At 65.6% G+C, this 24203-nt stretch carries 24 protein-coding genes; 11 read left to right on the top strand and 13 right to left on the bottom strand.

Features of this window, described 5'->3' with window-relative positions; all coding sequences use genetic code 11:
- Positions 1 to 10: 10 nt before the first annotated feature.
- The gene (gene fliP, locus BRAO375_RS07075) at positions 11 to 766 is read left to right on the top strand and encodes a flagellar type III secretion system pore protein FliP (RefSeq protein WP_009026779.1); all 756 of its coding nucleotides are present in this window, start codon (positions 11 to 13) and stop codon (positions 764 to 766) included.
- 212 nt (positions 767 to 978) lie between these two features.
- On the opposite strand, the gene BRAO375_RS37895 is transcribed toward fliP, so the two are convergent.
- The 5 genes from BRAO375_RS37895 to fliL form a co-directional block, all read right to left on the bottom strand.
- Positions 979 to 4698: a tetratricopeptide repeat protein gene (locus BRAO375_RS37895; protein WP_009026780.1), complete on the bottom strand. Its 3720-nt coding sequence runs from the start codon at positions 4696 to 4698 to the stop codon at positions 979 to 981.
- A 104-nt stretch (positions 4699 to 4802) separates the two neighbouring features.
- Positions 4803 to 5573: a MotE family protein gene (locus tag BRAO375_RS07085; protein ID WP_009026781.1), complete on the bottom strand. Its 771-nt coding sequence runs from the start codon at positions 5571 to 5573 to the stop codon at positions 4803 to 4805.
- On the bottom strand, positions 5570 to 6049 hold the full coding sequence (locus tag BRAO375_RS07090) for a DUF6468 domain-containing protein (protein WP_008963730.1): 480 nt from the start codon (positions 6047 to 6049) through the stop codon (positions 5570 to 5572). Before BRAO375_RS07090 ends, BRAO375_RS07085 begins: the two co-directional genes overlap by 4 nt.
- Positions 6046 to 7248: a flagellar motor switch protein FliM gene (gene fliM, locus BRAO375_RS07095; RefSeq protein WP_009026782.1), complete on the bottom strand. Its 1203-nt coding sequence runs from the start codon at positions 7246 to 7248 to the stop codon at positions 6046 to 6048. The genes BRAO375_RS07090 and fliM overlap by 4 nt, the downstream gene beginning before the upstream one ends.
- 19 nt (positions 7249 to 7267) lie before the next feature.
- On the bottom strand, positions 7268 to 7762 hold the full coding sequence (gene fliL, locus BRAO375_RS07100; protein WP_009026783.1) for a flagellar basal body-associated protein FliL: 495 nt from the start codon (positions 7760 to 7762) through the stop codon (positions 7268 to 7270).
- Between the two features lie 386 nt (positions 7763 to 8148).
- On the opposite strand from fliL, the gene flgF reads away from it, so the two are divergent.
- From flgF to BRAO375_RS37260, 5 genes are all read left to right on the top strand, one after another.
- A complete protein-coding gene (flgF, locus tag BRAO375_RS07105) occupies positions 8149 to 8913 on the top strand; it encodes a flagellar basal-body rod protein FlgF (protein WP_009026784.1) in 765 nt (254 codons plus the stop codon).
- A 25-nt stretch (positions 8914 to 8938) separates the two neighbouring features.
- On the top strand, positions 8939 to 9727 hold the full coding sequence (gene flgG, locus BRAO375_RS07110; RefSeq protein WP_006614442.1) for a flagellar basal-body rod protein FlgG: 789 nt from the start codon (positions 8939 to 8941) through the stop codon (positions 9725 to 9727).
- A gap of 20 nt (positions 9728 to 9747) precedes the next feature.
- Complete coding sequence (flgA, locus tag BRAO375_RS07115; protein ID WP_009026785.1) at positions 9748 to 10815, top strand: flagellar basal body P-ring formation chaperone FlgA; 1068 nt, start codon at positions 9748 to 9750, stop codon at positions 10813 to 10815.
- 5 nt (positions 10816 to 10820) lie between these two features.
- Positions 10821 to 11600, top strand: a complete 780-nt coding sequence (gene flgH / locus BRAO375_RS07120) for a flagellar basal body L-ring protein FlgH (RefSeq protein ID WP_009026786.1) — start codon at positions 10821 to 10823, stop codon at positions 11598 to 11600.
- A 289-nt stretch (positions 11601 to 11889) separates the two neighbouring features.
- Positions 11890 to 12138 carry a hypothetical protein gene (locus BRAO375_RS37260; RefSeq protein WP_139031330.1) on the top strand — a complete coding sequence of 83 codons (249 nt, stop codon included), beginning with the start codon at positions 11890 to 11892 and terminating at the stop codon, positions 12136 to 12138.
- A 297-nt stretch (positions 12139 to 12435) separates the two neighbouring features.
- On the opposite strand, the gene BRAO375_RS38505 is transcribed toward BRAO375_RS37260, so the two are convergent.
- The 5 genes from BRAO375_RS38505 to BRAO375_RS07145 all read right to left on the bottom strand — a co-directional run bounded on the left by BRAO375_RS38505 (position 12436) and on the right by BRAO375_RS07145 (position 17376).
- Entirely contained in the window at positions 12436 to 12576 is a 141-nt protein-coding gene (locus BRAO375_RS38505; RefSeq protein WP_009026788.1) for a hypothetical protein, read from the bottom strand.
- A 72-nt stretch (positions 12577 to 12648) separates the two neighbouring features.
- Complete coding sequence (locus tag BRAO375_RS07130) at positions 12649 to 13440, bottom strand: 2-keto-4-pentenoate hydratase (RefSeq protein ID WP_009026789.1); 792 nt, start codon at positions 13438 to 13440, stop codon at positions 12649 to 12651.
- A gap of 308 nt (positions 13441 to 13748) precedes the next feature.
- Complete coding sequence (locus BRAO375_RS07135) at positions 13749 to 15860, bottom strand: sensor histidine kinase (RefSeq protein ID WP_009026790.1); 2112 nt, start codon at positions 15858 to 15860, stop codon at positions 13749 to 13751.
- Positions 15861 to 16172: 312 nt separating this feature from the next.
- Complete coding sequence (gene dksA, locus BRAO375_RS07140) at positions 16173 to 16538, bottom strand: RNA polymerase-binding protein DksA (protein WP_172114412.1); 366 nt, start codon at positions 16536 to 16538, stop codon at positions 16173 to 16175.
- Positions 16539 to 16764: 226 nt separating this feature from the next.
- A complete protein-coding gene (locus tag BRAO375_RS07145; protein ID WP_009026791.1) occupies positions 16765 to 17376 on the bottom strand; it encodes an NAD(P)-dependent oxidoreductase in 612 nt (203 codons plus the stop codon).
- Between the two features lie 142 nt (positions 17377 to 17518).
- Between BRAO375_RS07145 and BRAO375_RS07150 the strand changes: the two genes are divergently transcribed.
- Positions 17519 to 17893, top strand: coding sequence for a winged helix-turn-helix transcriptional regulator (locus tag BRAO375_RS07150; RefSeq protein ID WP_009026792.1), 375 nt, complete (start codon positions 17519 to 17521; stop codon positions 17891 to 17893).
- Positions 17894 to 17898: 5 nt separating this feature from the next.
- On the opposite strand, the gene BRAO375_RS07155 is transcribed toward BRAO375_RS07150, so the two are convergent.
- Entirely contained in the window at positions 17899 to 18312 is a 414-nt protein-coding gene (locus BRAO375_RS07155; RefSeq protein WP_009026793.1) for a flagellar assembly protein FliX, read from the bottom strand.
- A gap of 269 nt (positions 18313 to 18581) precedes the next feature.
- Between BRAO375_RS07155 and BRAO375_RS07160 the strand changes: the two genes are divergently transcribed.
- From BRAO375_RS07160 to BRAO375_RS07175, 4 genes are all read left to right on the top strand, one after another.
- On the top strand, positions 18582 to 19706 hold the full coding sequence (locus tag BRAO375_RS07160) for a flagellar basal body P-ring protein FlgI (RefSeq protein WP_009026794.1): 1125 nt from the start codon (positions 18582 to 18584) through the stop codon (positions 19704 to 19706).
- A complete protein-coding gene (gene flgJ / locus BRAO375_RS07165; RefSeq protein WP_009026795.1) occupies positions 19706 to 20140 on the top strand; it encodes a flagellar assembly peptidoglycan hydrolase FlgJ in 435 nt (144 codons plus the stop codon). The genes BRAO375_RS07160 and flgJ overlap by 1 nt, the downstream gene beginning before the upstream one ends.
- Positions 20141 to 20195: 55 nt before the next feature.
- Entirely contained in the window at positions 20196 to 20681 is a 486-nt protein-coding gene (locus BRAO375_RS07170) for a hypothetical protein (protein ID WP_009026796.1), read from the top strand.
- Between the two features lie 241 nt (positions 20682 to 20922).
- The gene (locus tag BRAO375_RS07175; RefSeq protein ID WP_035639379.1) at positions 20923 to 21309 is read left to right on the top strand and encodes a hypothetical protein; all 387 of its coding nucleotides are present in this window, start codon (positions 20923 to 20925) and stop codon (positions 21307 to 21309) included.
- A 367-nt stretch (positions 21310 to 21676) separates the two neighbouring features.
- On the opposite strand, the gene flaF is transcribed toward BRAO375_RS07175, so the two are convergent.
- Positions 21677 to 22042 (bottom strand): flagellar biosynthesis regulator FlaF, encoded by a 366-nt coding sequence (gene flaF, locus BRAO375_RS07180; protein WP_035639381.1) that lies wholly within the window; start codon positions 22040 to 22042, stop codon positions 21677 to 21679.
- Between the two features lie 400 nt (positions 22043 to 22442).
- Positions 22443 to 24014 carry a flagellin N-terminal helical domain-containing protein gene (locus BRAO375_RS07185; protein WP_009026799.1) on the bottom strand — a complete coding sequence of 524 codons (1572 nt, stop codon included), beginning with the start codon at positions 24012 to 24014 and terminating at the stop codon, positions 22443 to 22445.
- Positions 24015 to 24203: the final 189 nt, after the last annotated feature.

Genomic DNA, 24203 nt, shown 5'->3' on the forward strand with positions numbered 1-24203 from the left:
AGTCGTCGCAGTGAGATCGCGCAGCCTCCCGCGTAGAGTTGTCTTCATCGCTGTCCTGATTGCCGCCGGCGCCTTCGCGGGGAGCGCGGCTGCGCAGGACATCAGCATCAATCTCGGCGGCGCCGGCGGTGGCGGCGTCACCGAGCGGGCGATCCAGCTGATCGCGCTGCTCACGGTGCTGTCGATCGCGCCGTCGATCCTGATCATGATGACGTCGTTCACGCGCATCGTCGTCGTGCTGTCGCTGCTGCGCACCGCCATGGGAACGGCGACGGCGCCGCCGAACTCGGTGATCATCGCGCTCGCGATGTTCCTGACCGCCTTCGTGATGGGACCGGTGCTCCAGAAATCCTATGACGACGGCGTCCGGCCGCTGATCGAGAACCAGATCGGCGTCGAGGACGCGCTGCAGCGCGCCTCGGTGCCGCTGCGCGGCTTCATGCAGAAGAACGTGCGCGAGAAGGACCTGAAGCTGTTCATGGACCTCTCCGGCGAGGCGCCGCCGGCGACGCCGGACGACCTGTCGCTGCGCATCCTGGTGCCCGCCTTCATGATCTCCGAGCTGAAGCGCGCCTTCGAGATCGGCTTCCTCTTGTTCCTGCCGTTCCTGATCATCGACCTCGTCGTCGCCTCGGTCTTGATGTCGATGGGCATGATGATGCTGCCGCCGGTCGTGGTGTCCCTACCGTTCAAGCTGATCTTCTTCGTGCTGGTCGACGGCTGGTCGCTGGTCGCGGGCAGCCTGGTGCAGAGCTACGGCGGGTAGCGGGCGGCCTTACAACCGTCATTCCGGGGCAAGGCCGGAGGCCTTGAACCCGGAATCTCGACCTTGTCTTGCGTCCATGCCAAACAAGCTCGGGATTCCGGGTTCAATCGCCAATGCGCAGCCGCTTCGGCTTCGCATCGACGATTGCCCCGGAATGACCGTGAACGACCAGCCCTTCGCTCATATACGGCAGCCTCGGCGCTCCGCTGACGTCAACGTCCGGCGATCGCCTGCTTGACGCCCTGGATGCGCGGCAGGGCGCCGGTCGCCTCTGACGGTGCCTTTGCCGCATCCTTGCCCTCCGGCTTGCCGGTGGCGTCGGGGAAGCGCGCGCGCATGTCGCGCAGGAAGCCGTCGAGCGTGTCGACACCCGCCGCCATCTTGGCGATCTGGGCGAACTCGGCACTCGAGCCGCTGGCCGGCTTGCTGGCGATGTCGAAGGCGAGCTTGTCGGCCTCGCCGGTCATCAGCGGCGCGTATTTCTCGCGGAACCGCGCCAGGCCGATGGCATCATCGGCCAGCGCGTAGCCGACGACGGCGCGCAGGATGTCGCCGCGCTCGGCCGGATTGAGCGGGCGGAAATCGCGCCAGCGGTCGCCGTAATACAGCTCGATCTGCTCGGACGCCTCGCGCCAGCGCCGCGACGCCCAGTAGATGTCGGAGCGCAGCCGGATCGCCTCGCGCCCCGCCACATTGGTGATGATGTCGAGCCCGAGATCGTGGCGGCCGATGTCGCTGTTGGCGCGCGCCTCCAGCAGCAGCCGCTGCTGGCGCAGCTCGCCGGAGAGATCGGCGATGCGTGTGGTGCGCAGCGCCTCCAGCGCACGGTCCGGCTTGCGGTTGGTGAGGTACACCATGGCGAGGCGCGCGGCGACCTGGGCGCGCGCGGCGCCTTCGAGACGATGGTCGACCTGGTACTGCAGCAGCTCGGCGGCCTGGTCGAGCAGGTCGATGCCGACCAGGCGATCGGCGAGCTTGCGGATCATCTCGTCGCCGCGGCGCCCGATCGGGGTCAGCTCGCGAAAGCCGTAGAAGATGCTGAGCGCGTCGACCGGCGGCAGCTCGTCGGCCTTGCCGCCCAGGAACAGTTGCGAGAACAGCCGCTGCGCGGCGTCCTGGGCCTGGCGCGCCATGTCGGAGTTCGGCATCAGACGGGTTGCCATGCGCGCGGCCTCGAGCGAGTCGGCGAAGCGCCCGGACTCCTCGTAGAGCTGCGCCATCATCTGCAAGGTCTGCACCTCGATGGCGTCGCCGCGCCAGGTCACCTGCAGGGTCTCCAGCTCCTTCAGCGCATCGGCCGGCTTGATCTCGCCGCGCTTCTGCAGAAGCTTGATCTCGAACAGCTTGGCCTCGGCGGCCGCCATGCGGTCGTTGGAGTTGATGGCGACGCGATACTCGTCGAGCGCATCCTTCTCCTGCGCCATCGCCTCGGCGAGGCGGCCGCGCAGCACGGCGATGTCGGGCTTCATGTCGGCGGGCACGCCGATCACGTCGAGCTCGGCCCGGCGCTTGGCGGCGCCGGCGAAATCCTTGATCTCGAGCGAGGACTTCATCGCGTCGGCGATCACGATGCGCTGCAGGTCGAGCGGCAGCGAGGCGATCGCGAACTCGACGTTCTTCAGCTTCTCGCGCGCGTCGGCAAACTTGCCCTGCCGCGCGAAAGCGAGCCCCTTCCACATCTGCGAGTCGAAATTGTTGCCGATCGAGGACGTCGCGAGGTCCTTCAGGCCCTGATCCGGCCGCCCCATCAGGATGCTGGCGACCGCATGGATCATCAGCATCGCGGTCTCGTCGGTGCGCGGGTCGTCGTCGGAGATCATCAGATTTGTGATGCCGCGCGCCTCCGGATACATGCCGCGCGCCATGTAGAAGCGCGCCAGCGCCAGCCGCGCCTGGGCGCGCCGCTCCGGCTCGGCCTCGGCGGTCGCCTTGATCAGCATGTCCTGGCGCGGCACGAAGGACTGGGTCTGGTTCTGCTGCCATTCGTCGATGTCGAACATCGGCCTGACGGCGGTCGGCGCCCGCTCCGGCGAGAAGCCGATCGACGACAGGGTCAGCCCGCCCGGCCGGCCCAGGATCACCTTGTCGGGCGCGATCTCGACGGCGACGTCATCGGAGTTCGGACGCACCGCAATGCCGTGGATGGAATCGAGCAGCGACAGGTCGACGAAGTCCTGGCGCTTGATGAAGCCGCGGATCGGCGGCGGCGCGGTCACCACCAGCAGCGTGTCGCCGGCATCGGGATCGGTCAGCCGGTGCAGCATCCCCGCCCCGGGATTGGCGAGCGGCACCATCACATTGGCGAGCGCGGGATCGGTGACGTTGCGCATCACCATCAGCGGCTGCTGATTGGTCTGGCCCTTGTCGGCGAACGACAACGTCCAGCTGCGGCCGCCATCGTCGCTGCCGAGCGAATGCATCTGCGGCCGGTTGAGGCGGATGCGGATCGCCTGGCCCTTGTCGAGCGGCATCCGGTTGACCTCGCCGACGATGGCGCCGCCCTTGGCGCGGATCGGCTCAACATCAACAGGCTTGGTGGAATCCAGCACCATCCACACCGTGTCGCCGCGGCGGAACAGCGCCGCCGGCGTGATCTGGCCGAAGCCGAAGGTCAGCCGCAGGCCCTCGCTGTCGCGCAACGCCTCCAGCGTCGCGGCGCCGCTTGCGGGCTTCTCTGCCGCCTTCTCCGCCGGCTTGACGGCTTCCGGCTTTGCGGGCTCGGACTTCATCGCCTCGGGCTTGGCCGTCTCCGGCTTGGTCGTCTCCGACTTGGCCGCTTCGACCTTCGGAGCCTCGGCCCTGGTCGCCTCGGGCCTGGCGGCTTCGGGAGCGGCTTCCGCTTTCGGCGCAGCGGGCACTGCAGCCTGCGCCGGCTCGGCAGCAGGTTCGGTCGCCGGAGCGGCGATCGCAGGCTTGGCCTCCGCCTTCATTTCCTTGGCGATGGTCTCCGACGTCGGCGGCACGATCTCGGGCTGCGCCGCGGACTTGGGCTTGTCGCCATTTGGCTTCTCGCCATTGGCCTTTTCGGCGACCGGCTTTTCCGCAGAGGTCTTGGCACCCGGCAGCGTGTCCGAGGAGACGGCGGCCACCTTCTTGTCCGGCTGCTGATAGGCGATGTCGATGTTGTAGTTCTTCTCCTCGCGGAAGGCGTGGACGTCGACCTCGCCGATCAGGCCGATCTCGACCACGGTCTTGCTGCCGTCGATGCGCTGGTTGATCGCCGCGACGTTCGGCGGCGACACGATCTTGGCGTCGGCGAGATCAAAGTTGAGGGGCGCCGAGAAGAACAGCGACATCTTCTGGTCGTTCATGACCGAGGAGATGCCCACGCCGTCGGGGATCTCGAACACGAAGCGCACGAAGGTCGGCTGCACCAGCGCACGCACGCGGATCGGCGGCCGCTTCTTCGATTCCGCCTCGGCGCGCTGCAGCCGCAGCGCCTTCTCGGCGGCCCGGGCCCGTTCGGCGAGCTCGCGCACGACCTCGGCCGGCAGCGGCGGCGGCGCGCCGGTCCAGCTGTCGGGCAACAGATCGATGAAGACGCGCTCGCCCGCGACCATGGTGTTGACGCGCACCTTGCGCGACAGCGACAGCCGCAGCGCCGAGCCGTCCGGATCGCCGCGCGCCGAGGAGATGTAGTCGGGCGCGGCGTCGACCCAGCGGTCGATCGGCACGTTGGCGGGACGGTCGAACCGGATCAGCAGGATCGAGCCCGCGGTGGCGACGTCGGCGCCGACATCCTCGGAGAATTTCAGCACCAGCCGCGCATAGCCGTTCTGCGCCGACAGGCTGGCCTCCCCAGGCACCGGCGCGGCGCCGGCCGCGACCGTCGACAGCATCAGTCCGATCAGGATGGCCGACAGCAGCGCAAAGCCGGCGCGCATGCGCGCGCGGGCCTGCGACCGCAATCCATTGGGAGTCGTGCGCGCCATGGTCACAAGCTTCCAGTTCGATATCCGCTGACTTGACGGATACGCCTGCCCCGCCACGCCGGAAGTCTAGAATCCGGCGTTTAAGGGGGCATTAAACATGCGGCTCAATTGCTTCTCACAGGCACGATCTTGCCTTCGATCTTCGGCAGCTCGGCGCTCGCCTCCGGCTTCTCGGCGCCGGCGCGGCGGGCCAGTTCGACGGTGAGCCGCTCGGCCGCCTCCGGCGTCATCAGACCGAGGATGTCGGACATCTTGCGCGGTGCGATCTGCGAGGCGATCTCGATCAGCACCGACATCTCGAGCCGGTCGAACACCTTGGCGGCATCCTTCGGCTTCATGCCCTCGTACATCGTGACGATGCTCTTGAAGCGCGCGTTATCCGCCTCCGCCTTGGCGGACTGCGCACCGGAGATGCGGCTCTCGATCGCCTTCATCTCCTCGGTCTTGGACTGGATACGCTGCTCGGCGGCCTTCAACAGGCTCTCGCGGATGTCGATCTCGCGCTGGCGCGCTTCGAGCTCCTGGCGGCGTGACTGCAGCCGCTCGAGGATCGCCTTCTCCGCCGGCGACACCTGCTGCTGCTGTTCCTCCGGCTTGATCACGATGCCGTCCGGCTTGGTGTCGGGCGCGGCGGGCTTCGGCGGCTCCTCCTTCTTCTCCTTGGGCGCGCCATGGGTCGAGCCGGTGACGATGTCATTGTCCTCGCGGCCCGGATAGCCCAGATTTTCCTGGGCCCAGGAGCGCTTGGAGGATTGCGGGTCGTAGTCGAACACGTAGCCGCCATCGATCACGAGGCCGGCCACCTTCAGGACCGCCAGGCACGCCACGGCGATCAGGACGACGGGAATGACGCGGATGTTACGAAACGCATTCATGCGGCAAGGCCACCGGTCCTTCGACGTTCAGAGAATGCCTGGGCAGCCGCCGCCACCGCCTTGGCGCCGGAGACGCGCACCGGCTCGGTGGTGATCGCGGGCACCGGCGCGGGCGCCGGCTCGGGCGCGGCTTCCGGCGCGGTGATCGGACGCGCGGCGCTGGCGATCCGCGACAGCCGGCGCACCACGCCGTCGCTCTCGGCGAGCTGCTTGCGCAGCTGGTCCGACATCTGCGTCGCGGCGGCGAGCTGATTGCCGAGATTGTCGTTGACGTCCCGCACCGCGAGCTTGAGCCCGCCGATCGCGCGCTCGGCGATCTCGGTCGCGGTGATCAGCTCGGCGATGACGGCCTTCAGCGAGTGCTCGTCCGCCTTCAGCCGCTTCAGCCTGGAGTTCAGCAGCATGCAATAGCCGATGGTCAGCACCAGAAGGACCGCCACCAGGCTTTCGATGATCAATCCGAGGGAGTGGTTCATTGGGCCTCCATCAACTTGTTCTGGCTTTCGGCGCCTTCGAACATCGCAAGCGTGGTATGCGGCTTGCGCAAATTCTTGGTGACACGGATCGCGACGCGGTCGCCGACCCGGCCCATGCGTCCCTCCGTCAGCATCGTGCTGCCGCAGCGGACTGCGACCAGCGCATCGGGACGAATGTCGAGCGGCAGGGTGTCGCCGACCTTCAGCCGCATCAATTGCTTCAGCGGCACGTCGGCCTCGTAGAGCACGGCGTCGACGGCGACCTCGGCCCTGGCGATCTCGGTGGCGAAATGGCCTTCCCAGACCGGATCGCGGCCGAACTTTTCGCCCATGAACATCTGCAACAGCACCGGCCGGATCGGCTCGATGGTCGCATAGGGCAGCAGCAGCTCAATGTTGCCGCCGCGGTCCTCCATGTCGATCCGCAGCTTCACCAGGATCGCGGCGTTGGCGGGCCGGCTGATCGCGGCGAAGCGCGGATTGGTCTCCAGCCGGTCGATGGTGAAGCGCACCGGCGACAGCGGCCGGAACGCCTGCTCGGCGTCGCTCAGCACCACCTCGATCAGGCGCTTGACGAGATTGGTCTCGATCGTCGTGTAGGGGCGGCCCTCGACGCGGAGCTGGGTGTTGCCGCGGCGGCCGCCGAGCAGCACGTCGATGATGGAATAGATCAGCGTCGAGTCGACCATCGCGAGGCCGAAATTCTCCCACTCCTCCGCCTTGAACACGGAGAGCACGGCCGGCAGCGGGATCGAGTTCATGTAGTCGCCGAAGCGCACCGAGGTGATGCGGTCGAGCGAGACTTCGACGTTGTCGGAGGTGAAGTTGCGCAACGATGTCGTCATCAGCCGCACCAGGCGGTCGAAGACGATTTCGAGCATCGGCAGACGCTCGTAGGACACCATCGCGGAATCGATGATGGCGCGAATGCCGGAATGGTCGTCGAGATTGACCTCGCCCGCGGTGAAGCCGAGGAGGTTGTCGATCTCCTCCTGCGACAGCACCCGCTCGCCGCCGTTCTTGGTGGCGCCGAAATCGCGGCTGCCGTCCTCGACCATCGCGGCCCATTGCAGGGCCATCGATTCCGTGAGTTCATTAGCTGCTGCGGCTTCCGCGGCCTCTGTGGGATCCTCCGAATCGAGCGAGGCTTCCCATTGCGCGGCTATCGCATCTTGGTCGACTGGATCGTTGCCTGCCATGATCTTGCGCGTCCGTGCCTTACTGAATCACGATTTCCTTGAACAACACCGCGTTGACCTGGTTGGGCGCCAGCGCGACGTTGACCCGCTTGGTGAGCTCCTCCTTGAGCCTGAACAGGCCCGCCGAGCCGTTGAGGTCGCTCGGCCGGAGCTCGCGCAGATAGGTCTGGAAGATGTCGGTGACCCGCGGCAGCGTCGGCTTGATATGCTCGACCTGCTTCTCCTCCTTCACCTCGAGCACGATCTTCACCTTCAGATATTGGACACGGTCGCCGGGATTGCCGACGAGGTTGACGAGGAGGTCCGGCACCTCGACGAAGGCCGGCGGCTTCGCCGCCGGTGCCGCCTCGGCGTGATGCTCGTCGGCCTTGTGGCTGAAGAAGAAGAAATAGGCCGCACCGCCGACACCGAGCAGCGCCAGCGCACCGACGATCATGATGATCAGCTTGAGCTTGCTCTTCGGCGAGCCTGCTTGCTCCTCGCCTTCGCCTGCTCCGCCTTCGTTCTCAGCCATGGCCTTCGGTGTCCCCAGAGAAAATCACGGGAAGTCGAACCGATGCCGCCAGAAAGCTCGATGACGCGAAACCAACGCTCCCAGCGCATCTGCGCTTCGTTGAGGGAACGCTACGGTAACAATGGTTAACGGAAGCTTTCTTTTGTTAAGGAGGTGGGAAAATCTTGCCGGGCAATTATGGTTAGCGCGCCGTTATTGCCGGGTGTTTCCGTCCCCGCCAAAAATCTAAGACATTGATCTGAAATCGATTTCAGAGTTGGCACGGCTTTCGCTGTACCCCTTGCGAACCCGCCGGCTTGGGAGAGCTGAACGGTTCATTGAAGACCCGATCGAGACCGCCTTGGGAGAGGCGCCGCGGACGGGATTCGTTAAAAGGGGAGATACCGGTGGAGAATGCGCTTCTCATCGGATTGTCGCGGCAGATGGTGCTGGAGCGGCAGTTCGACGTCGTTTCCAACAACGTCGCCAACGTCAACACCAACGGCTTCAAGGCCGATCAGCAGCTGTTCGAGGAGTATCTCTCCTCCGGCGCGCATGAGGACAATTTTCCGGGCGCCGCCCGCAAGGTCGCCTACGTCCAGGACCGCGGCACCTATCGCGACTTCACCCAGGGCTCGATGGAGCGCACCGGCAATGCGCTGGACGTCGCCATTTCCGGTGACGGCTTCCTGACGGTGCAGACCGCCGCCGGCGAGCGCTACACCCGCGACGGCAATCTGCACATCAACAATACCGGCCAGCTGGTCACCGCCAAGGGCGACCCGGTGCTCGGCACCGGCGGTCCAATCGTGTTTCAGCCGACCGACCACGACATCAACATCTCGCCGGACGGCACCGTGACCGTGGTCGAGGGCGTCAACCGCACCGACTCGATCCGCGGCAAGCTGCGCCTCGTCAACTTCGCCGACCCGCAGCAGGCGCAGAAGCAGGGCAACAACCTCTACTCCGCCATCGGCGGCGCGACGCCGCAGCAGGATACGAAGTCGACCGTCCAGCAGGGCTACATCGAGAAGTCGAACGTCAGCGCGGTCGGCGAGATGAGCAAGATGGTCGAAGTGATGCGTGCCTACACCCAGGTCGCCAACATGCTGCAGGTCCAGAGCGACCTGCGCAAGAACGCGATCGAGAAACTCGCCGACGTTCCGGCCTGACCGCAGAGATTGAAGGAGACGTAACATGCAGGCGCTTCACACCGCTGCGACCGGAATGGCGGCCCAGGAACTCAACGTCCAGGTGATCTCCAACAACATCGCCAACCTGCGCACGACCGGCTTCAAGAAGCAGACCGCGGCGTTCCAGGACCTGATCTACGAGCACATGCGCCGGGTCGGCGCGCAGTCCTCCGATCAGGGCACCATCCTTCCCGTGGGCATCGACATCGGCGGCGGCGTCAAGACCGTCGGCACGCCACGCTCGATGACGCAAGGCACGCTGTCGCAGACCGGCAACGATCTCGACCTCGCGATCTCGGGCGAAGGATTCTTCAAGGTCCTGATGCCGGACGGCACCTTCCAATACACCCGCGACGGCACCTTCCAGATGGACAATCAGGGCCGCATCGTCACCGCCCAGGGCAACCCGGTGCAGCCGACCATCACGATCCCGCAGAACGCCTCGGGCATCACGGTCAACTCGCAGGGCCAGGTCTCGGTGACGCTGCCAGGCTCGACCACCTCGAACATCGTCGGCCAGCTCCAGGTCACCCGCTTCATCAACAAGGCCGGCCTGCAGCCGGTCGGCAACAACCAGTTCACCGATACGCCCTCCTCCGGCGCGCCGCAGGACGGCGTCGCCAACCAGGACGGCCTCGGCAGCATCACCCAGGGCAGCCTGGAGCAGGCCAATGTCGACGTCGTCAGCGAGATGAGCGAGCTGATCGCCGCTCAGCGCGCCTATGAGATGAATGCCAAGGTCATCTCCGCCGCCGACCAGATGATGCAGTCCACGACTGCGCTGTTCCGCTGAGGCTCGAGGGGGAGATCACCATGATGACCCGCACCGCCCGTCCCCTCCTGCTTGCAGCCGCCCTGCTCGCCTCGACCGCGCTGTCGGCCTTCGCCGGCGAGGCCGACGACCAGATCAAGGCGCCCGTGCTGCGCGCGTCCGTCAACGTCACCGGCGACATCGTTCGCGTCGGCGACCTGATCGAGAATGCCGGCGTGGCGGCGAACGTCGCCGTCTACCGTGCGCCCGATCTCGGCACCACCGGCGTGCTGCCGGCTGCGCAGGTGATCGCGACCCTGCGCAATCACCAGGTGATCGGCGTCGAGGTCCGCGACATCAAGGAAGTGGCGGTCACCCGGCTCGCCCGCGCCATTGATGCGAAGGAGATCACCGGCGCGGTGGCCCAGGCGCTCGAGCACCGCAACGGGCTCGGCGATGCCGCTGCTCTCAGCATCAGCTTCGACCAGCCGGTGCAGGACCTGAAGTTCGAGGCCTCCACCACCGGCACGCTGGCGCCGACCAATGTGCGCTTCGAGCCGCGCAGCGGCCGCTTCGACGTCGCCTTCGAGCTCGGCCACGCCGGCGGGGCCGGCCCGAACAAGCTGCGCTACACCGGCACGGCGATCGAGACGGTCGAGGCCGTGGTGCTGACCCGCAACATCGACCGCAACGAGATGATCCGGTCCGGCGACCTGCAGGTCGAGCGGCGGCCGCGCGCCGAGCTCGGCGGCGCCGAGCCCGCCTCCCGCGAGTTCGCCGTCGGCATGCAGATGCGCCGCCCGGTCCGTGCCGGCCAGGCGCTGAAGACCACGGACCTCGCCAAGCCGGACTTGGTGCAGCGCGACCAGGCCGTCACGCTGATCTACCAGACCGCCGGCATCTATCTGACCACCCGCGGCAAGGCGCTGGAGTCGGGCACCGAGGGCGATGTCGTCAACGTTCTTAATCTGCAGTCCAAGCGCACGGTGACCGGCCGCGTCAGCGGCCGCGGCCAGGTCTCGGTCGACATCGCCGTCGCCAAACCCGCCCAGACCTCCGAAGCAGAGATGTCGGCGCCGGTCTCCGTCGCCAGCCGCCTGCCCTCCTCCGCCACCCCGAAAGCCGAGTAAGTTTCATGTCGAAGTTCAAGTTTGATGGTCAGGGCGCTTCGGGCCTGCGGCGGGTCGCGCTGATCTCCGTGTCCTTCGCGGTGCTGTCGGTTGCGGGTGGCTGCTCCTCGATCGACCGTCTCAGCCAGATCGGCGAGCGGCCGAAGCTGACCGAGATCGACAATCCGACCACGCAGCCCGGCTACAAGCCGGTGCAGATGCCGATGCCCAAGCCGGAGACCGTGTCCTACGCGCCCAACTCGCTGTGGCGCAACGGCTCGCGCGCCTTCTTCAAGGACCAGCGGGCCCGTCAGGTCGGCGACCTGCTCACCGTCACGGTGAGCATCTCCGACAAGGCCAACTTCGCCAACGAGACCCAGCGCAGCCGCACCAACAAGGAAGATTCGGGTATCACCGACTTCATCGGCTCCAAGACGCTCGGCGTGCAGGCGCAGAAGGTGCTGCCTGGCCGCATCCTCACCGCCGACGGCACCTCCTCCTCCGACGGCAAGGGCACGATCCAGCGCTCGGAATCCCTGACCACCAGCGTCGCCGCGGTCGTGACCCAGGTGCTGCCGAACGGCAACCTGGTCGTCGAGGGCAAGCAGGAGATCCGCGTCAACTACGAGATCCGCGAGCTGATCGTCGCCGGCATCGTGCGCCCGGAGGACATCCAGAGCGACAACACCATCGACTCGACCAAGATCGCCCAGGCCCGCATCTCCTACGGCGGCCGCGGCCAGATCACCGACGTCCAGCAGCCGCGCTACGGCCAGCAGGTGATGGACATCCTGCTGCCGTTCTGAGGCGAAGACACGATCAAACGACCGGGCGGATCACATCACGCCCGGTCGGTTCAAGACTCCGCCGGCCTGATCTCAGGTTGGAACCAGCAAAGCAACGAAGGACACGACGGAAATCCCTCCCACGCCGGGAGGGTCAGGCAAGGACACTGGCCGAGCGCGATACGGATCATCCCCGCAGCCGCCACTCTTGTCCTGAACACGAGCTCCCACATTGCCCAACGCGAACCTAGGCGCCGCGGGTAATGTATACGCGGCCTCCGGTAGCTCCCCTGCCGGAGGCCGTGTTCGTTTGGGAGAACGTTTACGGCTTCAACGTGAGATCGACGGGCGTCACGTCGAAACCGCCGGCGATCAGCTCACGGATCCTCGTGGCAACGTTGTTGGCCATCTTTGGATCGTGACCGAAGATTGGAACGTCGTCGTCGAGCAGGTCGGGAAATTACTCCTTGGTGATCGGCAGACGAGCGATGCGACCGACATCTACGATGAAGGGCTTGTTTTGCCCCAGAACGAGCGCCCGGCTCTCGTCGACGAATAGATGCTGGCGCGGCCGACGTGCCCCCTCATAACCAGTTCGCGTGCTCGTATATGCCACCACCGCAAAGGCTATGTTACCAGATCTGCCGACGCCCAAGACCAGAACCGGCAAACGGTCCGGGCCCCCGCTTCTCCCTGAACGGAAAATTGCAGCGGACGTAATCGCCGGATCGCATGTCTCAGGAGAACAGCATTCCGAGTGCTGCACGGCGAGCCTCGAAAGCCTCATCACTCTCGCCATCCTCGCGATCCAACTCGAAATCGGAGCCAGGTTCGGCTGCATCGTAAGCGAGAATGGTCATATCGCGAGGGTCGAGCTCCATGTCGCCAGCAGCACGCGCATGACATAGTCCTCGACGGACAACCCCTCTCGTTCCGCCCGTTGCGCAGCGGCGACAATGACGGATCTTGCGAGGCAGATGCTTTCCATGTCGCTCATGAAAGTCTCCTCGGCTTAAACATAGACGCGCCTGGACCGGAACGCGAGCCATGCCTCGCCGGAGTTGGTCCGTCACTCGAACGCCGCCTCCACCACCCCCAGCCCATCCAGCTCCATCCGCACCCGGTCGCCCGGCTTCAGCCACACCGTCTTGACCAGGCTGCCGGTCAGCACCAGCTGCCCGGCCTCGAGCCCGTCGCCGCGCGAGGCGAGGTGGTTGGCGAGCCAGGCGAGCGCGTGCAGCGGGTGGCCCAGCACGTCGGCACCGGTGCCCTCCCCGGCCAAGGCGCCGTTCACGAAGGCGCGGCCCTGCACCGCTGCGAGGTCTCCGGCCGCATCGCGCGGGATGGCCGGGCCGAGCACACAGCCAGCGGCAAAGAAATCGTCGGCCACCAAGGTCGGAGCGCCCATGGTCTCCCACTGCACGTAGCGGTCGTCGACGATCTCGATTGCGGCATGGCAATCGCCGATCGCGTCGCCGACATGGGCGATGGTGAAGGGCGCGTCGAGCGGCAGCAGGTCCTTCGCGAGCCGTACCGCGATCTCGCATTCGACGCCGACGCGCACGAAGTCCGCTGCGCGCAGCGTGACGCCGGAGGCATGGACGCCGTCGGCGAACACCCCGCCGGCGCAAGGATGCGGAATGCCAATATAGTCCTGCATCACCTTGCTGGTGCAGCCGATCTTGTAGCCGGCGAAATCGCCGATGTGCTCGGCCAGCAGCCAGTGAGCCTCATGCTGGATCTCATATCCGGCGGCTTCATCCTTCGGCTGAAGGTGAGCCGGCAGCGCCGCCAGCTTGGTCCGCTCGCGGCGTGCGCTCACGATCAACTGCGCGGCGGCAAGAACCTCGTCTGCTCCCATGATCGTTCAACTCCCGCTGTCGGCCGCCCGAAGCGGCCTCTCAGATGTTATGGTGAACAGCTTGTTACCAAACAGCTTTTTCTGGCTAGCGGCAGCTTCGCGCCGCATCTGAGGCTACGACCCCGCTGTTCAGATGGTGGTTCAGCCACGTCACGCCGACATCAGCTTGAGCTTCGGCAGGCTGCCGGCCGCCGCGATGATCTCATCATTCGCTGGCGGATTCCAGCCAAGGCGGCGCGGCCAGGGCATGTCAGGATGGCCGGGCGAATTTCGGATCACCCATGCCCCGGAATCGGTCTGCCACGGGATCAGTTCGCTTCGCTGAGGGCCTCCGCGGCGCCCTCGCTGCGGGTCTCCAGCCACGGCAGCTCGAACTGACAGGTCAGGCCGGTGTCGGCGAAGGTGCGCTGCAGGTGCCGGACAGTACGGGTCAGGAGCCGGCTGCCGAAGCCCACCACCGGCGGCTCTGTTGCGGGCGGGCCGCCGCTCTCCTCCCAGCGCACGTGTAGCGCGTCCGGCCCGAGCGACCATGTCACCGCGACGCGACCGCTCGGCGTGGTCAGCGCGCCATATTTGCTGGCATTGCAAGCCATCTCATGGACGACCAGCGCCAACTGGGTGGTCAGCTCCACGGGAACGAGAATGGCCGGGCCGCTGATCGCGAGCTGCTCCGGCGAGCTGGCGAAAGGCGCCACCTGGCTCGCGACGAGCGACGCCAGATCGGCGCCCTGCCAGTCGTTCTCGGCGAGGCTGGTGTGGACGGTGGCCAACGCGTGCAGGCGGGACGTGAAGTCGCGGACCTTGGCGTCGTGCCGCGGCAGCAGCTGATGCGCCAGCGACTGCACCACCGCGAGGCTGTTCTTGACGCGATGGGCGAGCTCATGCACCAGGAGCTCGCGCTTGCGGTCGGCCTCCTTGGCGGCGGTGACATCGATGTTGACGCCGATCATCTGCAGATCGCCGTCGCCTTCGCCGGACAGCGTGCGGGCGCGCGCCTCGATCCACCGGATCGAGCCGTCAGGCAACGGCACCCGCCACTCCGAATCGAGCTCGCCGGTGATGAGTGCCTGCCTGTTATCTCGGTCGGCATGGGCCTGGTCATCGGGATGCACGAGCGCCAGCCAGGCGTCATAGGTGCCGGGAAACGTGCCGGGCTTGAGGCCGTAGAGCTCCTCGATCTCGTCGGACCAGCGGCTGGTGCCGGACCGGCCGTCCCAAACGAAGGTACCAAGCCGTCCGTATTTCGCGGCGAGCTTGAGCTGCTCGGCGGCGCGGGACGCATCGTCTCTGGCCTTGGCCAGCATCCCGAAATTCTCCTGGATGATGCGCGCGCTCTCCGCCTGGGCTTCCTCGGCCGCAGCCAGGCGGGCGTTGAGCGCCCGCACCTCGGGGGGATCTGAGGGCGCGGCCTCGCCTGGATTGGTGCTCTTGACCGCGATGCTTGCCAGCGGCCGGGCGATGCTTCGACCGATGGCGGCCGCCAGCAGCAAGGCCAGGGCACAGATGGTCGTGGCCGCGATCGTCGCGGTCTTCACCGTCGAGGAGATCGCCTGCGCGAAGGCGCCCTGCTTGATGCCGACGCCGACGACCCAGTCGCTGAGCTGCGGATGGGCATTGGCGTTGATGATACGGTCGCCCTCGATCGAAGGAAACTCCGCAATGCCCTCGGCTCTGGCGGTCGTCCGCCACCCGGCCGAGGCCAGCTGTCCGGTGCTGGTCGCATTCTTCGGGATGCGGGAGACGTAGCGGCCCTGGCCGTCCATGATGCCGACCAGCCAGTCGGCCGGCAGCTCCTGCTGAGCCAGCAGCCGGGTGTAGTTCGCAGCCGGCATGGCGATCGACAGGCAACGGAACGGCTTGCCGTCCTTGAAGACGGGCACGTCGACGGTCGCGACCCAGTTGCCGGAATTCGGCCCCGCGAAGATATCCGAGATCGACGGCCGTCCCGACGCAAAGGCCCGCTCCTGCGAGCGCCGGCCTTCGGGCGTCCGAACCCCGAGCGGCTTGCCGGACGGCGCCAGGGTGTTGAGCAGCAGCCGGCCTTGGGCATCCGAGACGATGATCCAGCCCTCGCCGCTGACGGCGCCGACCCGGCGTGCCTCCGCCTCGAATTCCGCAAGATCGGCCGCGCTGAGATCCGGAGACTTCCCAAGCACCTCGGCGAGCGCGATGTAGCGCCGCAACTCGGCATCGACGGCGCCGGAGATCGTCTGGGCGGCATAGGACAGCCCGCGCCGGATCGAATCGTCGGCGGACTGCGCCATGGAGGCGATGACATAGGCGATCAGCCCGACGCAGGGCAGGAACAGAATGCCGGCAAGCAGAAGCAGCCGCCCTTTGATGCTCAAGGCGCCATAGGAGCGCTGCATCGCGGCCAGCGCGCCGCCGTGCGGGCTCATCGGTCTATCCAGCTCGCGCATGATCCCCCACGGCGTGTTCCCAGACGGAACAGCGACCAATTCCGCAGACGAGAAAAGGTTCCGGGAGGGTTGAAAAATGCGGCTGGCCGTGGCCACGCTGCCGCACAGGCTCAAGTGCCGCGCATCGCGCTCGACAGCACCGTGGCAGTCTCTGCGCCTTGGGGTCTCGTCCGGAAAAGACCTTCAGCTGGCCGTGGCCGGCCGACCCCTACCCAGGACCGGCATCAGATCGTACGCGTCCAGCCAACGTCGAATGGTGCGGCCGCACCCGGCAGCGGCCGCAATCCCCGCCTCGTCTGGTCAAGACCGCAACTACTCGTCGCGATAGACCTTTTCACGCTTCTCGTGGCGTTCCTGCGCCTCCACCGACAACGTCGCGATCGGACGGGCTTCGAGCCGCTTCAGCGAAATCGGCTCGCCGGTCTCCTCGCAATAGCCGTAGGTGTTGTCCTCGATGCGCTGGAGCGCAGCGTCGATCTTGGAGATCAGCTTGCGCTGGCGGTCACGGGCGCGAAGCTCGATCGCCCGGTCGGTTTCCGACGACGCACGGTCGGCGAGGTCGGGATGGTTCACGTTCTCCTCCTGCAGAGCCTGCAGGGTGAGCTTCGATTCGCGCAGGATCTCCTCCTTCCATGCCAGCAGCTTGGCGCGAAAGTACTCGCGCTGGCGTTCGTTCATGAAAGGCTCTTTTTCGGAAGGTTTGTAGTTCTTCAACTTTTCCAAGGTCAGCCCATCTGTACGTGCTGGCGCCGGTCTCGGCACCGGCGGACGGAATACGCCCGTTCGCGGCCGCCTTATATAGCGGCCTCATGTGACAGACAATATTTCCATCGCCGCGGGCGCCCCGCCCTCCCGCCATTGTCCAGCCCAAATTGCGGCCGACCGACGGGGCGCCCGAGCTGCCTCAGTAGCCGACCGTGAATCGGGCCCGCCGGTGCGCCGGGCGCTCGATCTCGTCGGCCATCGCAACCGCGAAGTCTTCGAAGGAGATAAAGCTCTTGCCCTCGGCATCGACCAGCAGCTGGTCTGTTCCGAGGCGGAACTTGCCCGTCCGGGGGCCGAAATCGATCATTGCGGACGGCGACAGGAAGGTCCAGTCGAGCTCCTTCTCCTGGCGCAGGCGGTCGAGGAACGCCGCACCCTTCTCCGCTTCCGCCTTGTACATCGCCGGGAAGCCCGGCGTGGTCACCAGCCGCACGCCGGGCGCGACCTCGAGCGAGCCGGCCCCGCCGACCACAAGGTAACGAGATACGCCTGAATCCTTGGCGGCGCCGATCAGCGCTTCGGCATCGCTGGCAAGGAAATGGATCGAGCTGATCGCGACGTCGTGGCCCGCCCACAGCTTGGCCAGCGCGGCGCGGTCATTGGCGTCGCCCTGCACGGCCGTGACGTTGGCGTGCTTCTCGATCTTGTCGGGATTTCGCGCAATGCCGGTGACCTGATGGCCGCGATTGGCGAGCTCGGCGGTAATGCGCGACCCGGCCCGGCCGGAGGCGCCGGCGACGGCGATCTTCATGCTGCAACTCCTTCGTTAGCGATCATTCGCTCGGACCGGCCTCTGGACGAGGCCTCCTGGTATCCGATAGTGACTAGATAGCGGAACGAATGCTGGTGTTAAGAGCGCACTTTAAGTTCACCAGGTCACGCCGGAGTAACCGATGCGAGCTGCCAACGTCTATTCTGCCGACTGTCCAACCCGCCAAATCCTGGATCGCGTCGGCGACAAATGGGCCGTGCTGATCCTGATCCTGCTGCGCAACGAGCCCTTGCGCTTCAATCAGTTGCGCCGCGCGATTGAAGGCATCTCGCAGAAGATGCTCTCGCAGGTGTTGAAGAGCCTCGAGCGCGACGGTCTGGTCCGGCGGCGCGCGATCGCAACTGTTCCAGTGACGGTTGAATATTCCATCACGCCGCTCGGGCTGACGCTCGCCGCTGCTGTCGATCCGTTGCGCGACTGGGCGGAGCGGCATCTCAAGGACGTCACCGCCGCGCAACGGCGCTACGACGCGCAAGCCTTATCGAAGGTCGCCTAGCCGCTTCATCCCTGCCCGGCCTTGGCGAGCTCGACCTCGACGCGGAGCTCGATCTCCGAGAGGATCGCATCCAGCCGGGGATCGCCGGAGGTCTGCTTCAGATCGGCGGCCGCATCGCGCAGCCGCAGCGCCATCGTCGTGTCGAGCTTGCCGGAGAGCAGCGAAAGCTTGAGATCGTCGAGCACGTCGAGCGCGCGCTTGCCGCGCTGGACCGAGCGCTTGCGCCGCTCGGCCGGCTCCTCCTCGATTCCCTGCAGTGCCAGCAGCGCGTCGATGTTGGCGGTCTGCTTGGGCGCCAAGGTCGCGCGCGTCTCCTGCGTTGTGCCGGCGTCGGGCAGCTTGAAGCCGCTGGACGAGGTCTTCCGCGTGGAGCTGGTCGACGTGTTGAACGTCGTGCCGTTCGGTCCATAGATGCGCATCGGTGGCTCCCGCAAGCTCTGCGTGTCGGAGCGGAGATTGGCTGCGTCGTGGTTAACGGTGCGTAAATGGCCCGGCAAATTCTGCCGGGGCGGCAGCTTCGTTCCTCCGGAGTAACCCCGGATCACAACAAAGCTCGGAATCGATTTCACACTCTTTCAATGAGTTAGCCGGGAGCATCGCCCTGGCACGGCCCTCGCATAGTTAATGCCGATCATGCGGTCATGGGAGTGGCCGTCTGATCACTTGCAGAGTTCGAGGGGAGCATAGGATGCGACGCGTCCGACTTACGCGCCTGTTTCAGGCCGCTTGCGCCGCCATGCTGGCGCTGGCCTCTACCGTCATGTCCGCGCATGCGACGTCGCGGATCAAGGATCTCGCCAATATCGAAGGCGTGCGCCAGAACCAGCTGATCGGCTACGGCCTCGTGGTCGGCCTTAACGGCACCGGCGATACGCTCAACAACATCCCGTTCACCAAGCAGTCGCTGCAGGCGATGCTCGAGCGCATGGGCGTCAACATCCGCGGCGCCACCATCCGCACCGGCAACGTCGCCGCCGTGATGGTCACCGGCAACCTGCCGCCGTTCGCGACGCAAGGCACGCGCATGGACGTGACGGTGTCGGCGCTCGGCGACGCCAAGAATTTGCAGGGCGGCACCCTGCTCGTCACCCCGCTGCTCGGCGCCGACGGCAACGTCTATGCGGTGGCCCAGGGATCGCTGGCGATCTCCGGCTTCCAGGCCGAGGGCGAAGCTGCCAAGATCGTGCGCGGCGTGCCGACCGTCGGTCGCATCGCCAACGGCGCGATCATCGAGCGCGAGATCGAGTTCGCGTTGAACCGGCTGCCGAACGTGCGGCTCGCGCTGCGCAACGCCGACTTCACGACGGCGAAGCGCATTGCCGCCGCCATTAATGATTTTCTCGGCGTCAAGACCGCAGAGCCGATCGACCCTTCGACGGTGCAACTGAGCGTCCCGGCGGAGTTCAAGGGCAACGTCGTCGCCTTCCTGACAGAGATCGAGCAACTGCAGGTCGATCCGGATCTCGCCGCCAAGATCGTCATCGACGAGCGCTCCGGCATCATCGTGATGGGCCGCGACGTCCGCGTCGCCACCGTCGCGGTGGCACAGGGCAACCTCACGGTCACGATCTCCGAGAGCCCGCAGGTCAGCCAACCCAATCCGCTGTCGCGGGGCCGAACCGTGGTCACGCCGCGCACCAGCGTCGGCGTCACCGAGGAGGGCAAGAAGTTCGCGGTCGTCAAGGACGGCGTCTCCCTGCAGCAGCTCGTCGACGGCCTCAACGGCCTCGGCATCGGCCCGCGCGACCTGATCAGCATCCTGCAGGCCATCAAGGCCGCCGGCGCGATCGAAGCCGACATCGAGGTGATGTGATGGCGACCTCCTTTGTCGACTCCTATGCCGGCCGCGTTCCGCTCAGCATGCCCTCCGCCGCAGCGAGAACGACGCCGCGGACCGACATCGAGCTCGCGGAGGCCTTGACCAAGGTCTCCCCCAAGGCCCAGGCCAAGGCCAAGGCGACCGCGACCGATTTCGAAGCCATGTTCCTGAACTCGATGTTCTCGCAGATGATGAGCGGCGTGAAGGGCGACGGTCCGTTCGGCGACACGCCGGGCACCGGCGTCTGGCGCTCGATGCTGACCGAGCAATATTCCAAGAACTTCGCCAAGGCAGGTGGCGTCGGCATCTCCAACGACGTCTTCCGCACGCTCATCCTGCAGCAGGCCAAGAGTGGCAACTCAGGTAGCAACTCAGGAACTGGCTCAGGTAGCAATTCAGGCAGCGGTTCGACCGACGTCAAAGCGTGAACGTAAGCGTAGGCATTGCGGGGGTCCAAGCGCCGCCGCCGACAGGAGTTGAGGGATGAGCGTACAAGGCCAGGCGAAGAAGACGACGTATGCGGCCGCCGCGAGCGCGGCAGAGGCACGCGCGCTCGCCGACGAGATGGTCAGCGTCATGAGCGAGCTGATTGCCGTGATCGAGCAGGAGACCGAGCTGGTCCGCGCCGGAAAGCTCGCCGAAGGCATGGCGTTCGGACCCAAGAAGACCGAGCTGTCGCGGCACTACGTCACGATGGTCGGTCGCCTCAAGGCCAGCCAGGCGTTCATGAAGCAGACTGCGCCGGAGCTGCTCGCCACCCTGCACCGTCACCACGACACGTTCCGGGCGATGCTGCAGGTCAACCTGACCGTGCTCGCCACGGCGCATGCGATCTCCGAGAAGATCGTGCGCGGGGTCAATGCCGAGGTCCAGCGCAAGAACATCCCGAGCACCTATACCGCCGGCGGACGCCGCGCTGCGCCCGGCGCGCGCCATCTCACGCCGCTGGCCGTGAGCCGGACGCTCTGAGCTCGACGCCCCGGAGCGCCTCCAACTCCGAGCGTTACCAAAATTCGAGCGTCCGAGAGCCGCGCCGCCCTGCCCCCAGGGCGCGCGGCTCTCGCTGTTTAACGCCCGAATAAGCTTAAAAGGCCGGAGGGAATCACAACCTGCCGTTCATTCTATTTCCTAACATAACGTTGATTGGTGATCGGCATAGTTGCAAGCGGGATGGGTTGGGAATTGACTCGATGGCCATGAGGAGGCTGCCATGAGTTCCGATTTCAGCGTGAGAGCGGTGGGCGCGCCCGCGTCCGTACCGATCATTCAACCGTCGAGCCCGGCGGTGGCGAACGCTGTTCCAACGGACCTTCCTCCGAGCCAGACCGTGAACGCGGCCGAGGCCAGCACGCCCGTGCGCAACGACGCTCAGCTCAGCGCCGCCAACGACCTGTCCGTATCGCACCAGGCCTATTACGACCGCGCTGCTGCGGCGCTGGTGTTCCAGGTGGTGAACCGCAGGACTGACCAGGTCGTGGCCCAGTATCCGGACGAGGCCGTGCTGCGCCGGCGCGCCTATTTCAACACCCTCGACCTGCAGAAGGACCTGCAGAAGGAAGAGGCGCCGCGGGTGGTGCCGACCGATCGCATCGCCTGATCCCGTTCCGTCGACATCAGGGATTCACCCAGCCGCCCCGGCATCAGCCGCGGCGGCTGTTTCCGTTCCAGGGATTGACTGCTCTGGGGGCGCAAGCCGTGTCGAGATAGGTCTGTCCGGATGCCGTATCGGCGACCAGGGTGGCCTTCGCCGTGGTAGCGGGCGATGGCCCGGCAGCCCTCCAGAACGGAAGCCGCCCCCTGAACGACTTGCTTGCGGCCTATCTTCCGCTTCAGCGGCCTTGGTCGCGCGTCGTATGGACGGCGACATATTTCCTGTTGCTGCGCGGTGCCGAGCACACTCGACTTGTAGGAAGCGGACAGCATGCTCGTGATATCAGCCGCTTCAGGAGCCCTCGTGCGATCGATCAGCTGCGCCCCGAGAGTCCCGCAGCGATGTGGCAATTGATGTCGATCAGCGACTTCAGCTTCGCCGGGTCCGGATCCATCTGCATCTCGATGGTCTGCTTCATGACGAACACGCCGATGTTGGCGATGTTCTGCCGGATGTCGAGCGGATTCGGATTGTCCTCCGCTTCCATGGCGCTCATGAAGATCGTCCACAGGCGGCGATTGAACAGCAGCGCCTTGTACATGTTGCGATCAGGACCGCTCCAATTCGCCTGGACTTCCTGCAGCTGCCGTGCCGCCTTCAACAATGCTTGCGCTTCGATCTCCCGTGGTGATGCCGTCGTTTGCGACGTGCGTGCATAGGCTTGAGCGGCATATGACATCAAGTACTCCGGACTGACGCGGGGACACCAACAAACTGCACGGATTTTGTACGTTGCGTGCCTTTAAAATATGGTTAGCGGCTGTTAGCGGATTTCGCCTCTTGATATCAGCAGATACCTAAAACAACCGCCTCTGCCAGACGTCTTAATTTGGTGCGAACGGAACGACTCAATTTGCACGAAAAGATTTTCGGGGGCATTCTCGGCGTGCGAAGAACGACAGAGCGCGACGAGACGGCTCGGCTTCTAAAGGTACGCTGAGAGACGCGGCGCTCGGCGGTGCCGCGCGAGCTGCACAACGTGCTGGGCGCAGCCAGTTTCAAGACGCAGGCCAAACGCGAAAGCGGCGGGCCATGCCCGCCGCTTCGCAATAGTCCGCTGAAGTGAAGAGCCGCAGCGCTCAGCGCAGCAGCTGCAGCACGCTGGCCTGCGACTGGTTGGCCAGTGCGAGGGCCGAGACCGCGATCGACTGCCGCGTCGACAGCGCCTGGCTGTTCGCCGCCTCCTCGTTGGTGTCGGCGAGCGTCAGGTTCGACGAGCCGGTCTGCAGCACGTTGATCAGGTTCTTGTTGAAGTCCTGACGGATCTGCACGATCGAGAGGTTCGAGCCGAGCGACGAGGCTTCGGAGCGGATCGCCGTCGACGCGCTGTTCAAGGTCGTCAGCACCCTGTTGGCCGAGTTGCTGTCGAGGAAGTCGGTGCCGACCACCAGCGACGACAGGCCGAGACCGGTGCTGTTGAAGGTCACGCCGGTGATGTTCAGGGTGGACCGGCCGGTCTCGTTGAACGTCAGCTTCAGCGTGTCGCCGTTGAGCAGGTTGATGCCGTTGAACGATGCGTCCTGCGCCGTGGTGTCGATCTGCGCCAGCACGTTGTTGTACTGCGCAATCAGGCCGGCGCGGGTGGTCTGCGAGTTCGTGTCGGCCACAGGGGTCGACGCCGTCACGCCGTTGAAGGCCTGGCTTGCCGCCGTCGAGGAGCCGGCCACCGCGCCGATGGTCGACGATGCCGCTTCGTTGGTGGTCAGGATCGTGAGCTGGCCGGTCGTGCTCAGGCTGGCCTGCAGATTGTTGGCCGCCAGCGCGGTGTTGAGCTGTGCCAAGGTCGATATCTGCGATGCGCCTGTACCGAACGTTATGTTCGTCGCGACCCCGCCTCCTGTTGAAGCGATGGTCAGTGTCTGGCCGGACAACGCTGGTGGGTTGCGTGTCGTCGTGCCGGGACTCAAACCGAGCTTGGCCAATGCCGTGCCCGATATTGTCAGATCCTGCGCCGTGCCTGTCGCGAGCGAGATCTTGCCGCCGCTCACGGTGGATGGGGTGGCGGTCGCGCCGGTCACGGAGTCGATCGCTGCGAGCAGGTTGCTGACGGTGTCGCCGACGCCGATGTTGGTACCAGCGGAGACCGAGCCGGCGACAAAGGTGAACACGACGCCGTTGACGACCAGCGTATCACCGGTGGTGACGCTGCTCGCCAGATCGTTCGACGTCGAGCTCGCCGTGCCGGACAGCCGTGTCGAGCCGGTGATCGCGACGGCCGTGCTCAGATTGTCATTGTTGACCGTGCTGCCGGTCACGAAATTGTTCGACGAGCTGCCCAGCAGGTTGTTCGCCGTGGCGCCGGGGATCACAGCCGAGGTGATGCTGGATTTGGTGGTGTAACCCGTGGGCGCCTGGAGCACCTGGCTGGCGATCGACTTGGCGCTATCGACGAGCTTCTGAAGCGAGGTGAGACCGGTATTCGCGGCTTGAAGAACCTGGACACCGTTGCCGATGCTGTCGAGCAGATTGGCAATGTCGCTCGCGCGGTTGTTCAGCGATTGCGCGGTGAAGAATTCGGTGGGGTTATCGAGCGCCGTGTTGACCTTGTTGCCGGTGGCCAGGTTGTTTTGAGTCGTGGCCAGCAGCGATGCGGTATTTTGCAGCGCCAGCAGGTTTTGGCGAACCGAAGCCGAAAGAACGATACCGGACATGTTTGTGAAACCTTCCTAGTTATTCACCAGGAGGTTCTAGTCCACGCACTTTTAAAACATGGTTAATGGCACTTTAAATTTCTTGGCTAACGTCTGGTTACTGCCCTGCCCGCCGTCTCCGTCGCTCTCGAAACCAGTATTGATACGGGCCAAGCCCTTGAACCAGGCGAAAAAAAGCGGCGGGGTTTC

The organism is Bradyrhizobium sp. ORS 375, from assembly GCF_000239775.1.
GTDB lineage: Bacteria > Pseudomonadota > Alphaproteobacteria > Rhizobiales > Xanthobacteraceae > Bradyrhizobium.